Here is a 2,037-nt window from a genome sequence, read left to right on the forward strand (position 1 = left end):
CAGCGTATGGCTTTCGAGCCGAATGTTGACGGACGTGATGGCGTTCAGCGCGGGGTTCCAGGTGTTGACGGTGTAGTTGCCGCTGTAGACGGGGTTGCTTCCGCCGGAGGAGTCCTGTCCCGCGTTGCCATGCAGGTCGCGCACCTGGCTGACGTTCAGGCCGATCTTGCAATCTGCGGTGTTTGCCGTGTGGGCTGTGGGGGTGAAGATGGCGATCCAGGTGTCGCCGCCGGTGATGCTGTAGAGGTCGCCCAGCGTGCCATGGGCATTGGAGAGGTCGATGGCTGCCCTGACGCTTGCGACGCTGACTATCTCGTTGAAAACGAACCTGACCCTGGTGGTTTTGCCGATTTGGAGGTTGGTGTCGTCGAGCGTGATGCTATTGAGCCGGGGGTTGACGGTATCGACGGAAATCCAATCGGATTGGGAGACCCCTGAGCCCGCATCGCCGGTCTGATCTGCTATCAGATTGATATGTTCTATGGTGATGCGGCCGCCACAGTCTTCCCTGTTGTCATCCGCACTCAGTGTGGCCCAGTAGTGACGGCTATCGTCGGGGTCCCTGGTCAACCCGCTGGTCCAGCGGGTACCGGACGGCATGGTCGTACAGTCGTCGACGAGGTTGAAAGCCACGTGCCGCGGCGTTTCGTTGAACCTGAAATGCACGGTGGTCGATTCACCCTTGCCCAGCTTGTATTTGTCGGCCCGAATGCTGACGGAAGTGATAGCCATGGTGTTTCCTTGAGCGGGTGGTGTGCGGTGGCGGACTCGGGGCGCAGCCCCTGCGACGGGCTGGAATCCCACCGAAACGGCAACGGGAACGTAACAAAAGTGATGCACATTTGAACATAGGCCGGCGTTTTATTCGGCAATTCCTCAGGCCGACCCGGCGTACCCTCGCGCGCCACCGTTCGACCCTTGTGCAGAACACATGGCGCAGGCGGTGATCTCGTCCACCTCCTTTGGCGTGGCCAACGGCCTGCTGTTGCTGCGAATCGCCGGGCCCTGCGCGTTCAGGCGCCCGCGCGCTGCGGGCCGGACCCTTTGGCTTGTGCGAGTGCAATAAACGCGGATTTCTCAGTCCGTGCAAACCCTGGTTTGTACGGACGAGTCAGGCGGATGCACAGATGCTGGCTTGCTGCCTGCTGGATCGGAATCGTTCGACGCTGGCTTCATGAAACCGCCGAAAGCAAGGCCTCATGAGGTTTGCGCGGAGGGTGTTCGTCGGGGCGTTGACGCTGGCCGTGGGCGCGCTCAGCCAAGCCCTGTGCACGAAGGCATCATTTCGTGCAAGCATTAACGTCCCCCGTGACCCCTCTTGAGGAAGATGGGCCCGGGGGAGGCCGCGCGGACTTCTCTGCGTGTATCCGAAAGGAAGACCCGATGACGACGCACCACATCTCCACGGTGGCTCATTTGATCGGCGAGCCCGTGCGCTCCGTGATGCTGATCAGCTTGGCGGACGGAGGCTCCTGGCCGGCCGGCGCCCTGGCCGAGGCGGCGGGCGTGACCGCGCAGACCGCGAGTGCGCACCTGGCGAAACTGCTGGACGGCGGGCTGCTGACCGTCCAGCGCCAGGGCCGCCATCGCTACTACCGGCTGGCCGGACCCCATGTCGTGAACGCGCTGGAGAGTCTGGCTGGGGTACGAGTGATCGGCGTTTGACCGATCTCTACCCGCGCTGGCCCGCACACCTCTCAGTATCTTTCATCATCCGGGGTGTTCCGAACGGATCATGAAAGTTGCAAGGAGGCAACTTCGGGGGCTGCCTTCTTCAAAGCCAGAGGTCGCCGGCCGCCCCATCCGAGGCCTGCCCCACGATGGACAGCGGCATCTGCGCTGCGGCACCGGGCGCGGTGATGACGCCGTTGGCCTGGCCGTCGGCGTCGAACGGTCCGCCATCGGTGATTGCAAAGTCCAGCCGCAGCCGCCCGCCTTCGCTCACCATCTTGCCGCCGTAGGGCGCGCTGCTCAGGTTGACCCAGGTGTCGGTGCCGTCTTTCACCCAGTAGCCGCCCACGCCCAGCGCGGGGTCCA

Annotated in this window: 3 protein-coding genes; 1 reads left to right on the plus strand and 2 read right to left on the minus strand. The window is 63.4% G+C overall.

The window, feature by feature from the left end:
* Positions 1-732, minus strand: a 732-nt coding sequence (locus VTU_RS29265) for an Ig-like domain-containing protein (RefSeq protein WP_010108624.1), incomplete at its 3' end; no start/stop codon positions are given.
* Positions 733-1,383: 651 nt separating this feature from the next.
* Between VTU_RS29265 and VTU_RS29270 the strand changes: the two genes are divergently transcribed.
* The gene (locus tag VTU_RS29270; protein WP_010108626.1) at positions 1,384-1,665 is read left to right on the plus strand and encodes an ArsR/SmtB family transcription factor; all 282 of its coding nucleotides are present in this window, start codon (positions 1,384-1,386) and stop codon (positions 1,663-1,665) included.
* Positions 1,666-1,774: 109 nt separating this feature from the next.
* Here VTU_RS29270 and VTU_RS29275 read toward each other — a convergent pair.
* A partial coding sequence (locus tag VTU_RS29275; RefSeq protein WP_010108627.1) for a choice-of-anchor U domain-containing protein occupies positions 1,775-2,037 on the minus strand: 263 nt, incomplete at its 5' end.

It is taken from the genome of Verminephrobacter aporrectodeae subsp. tuberculatae At4 (genome assembly GCF_000193225.1).
In the GTDB taxonomy this organism is placed as follows: Bacteria; Pseudomonadota; Gammaproteobacteria; order Burkholderiales; family Burkholderiaceae_C; genus Acidovorax; species Acidovorax aporrectodeae.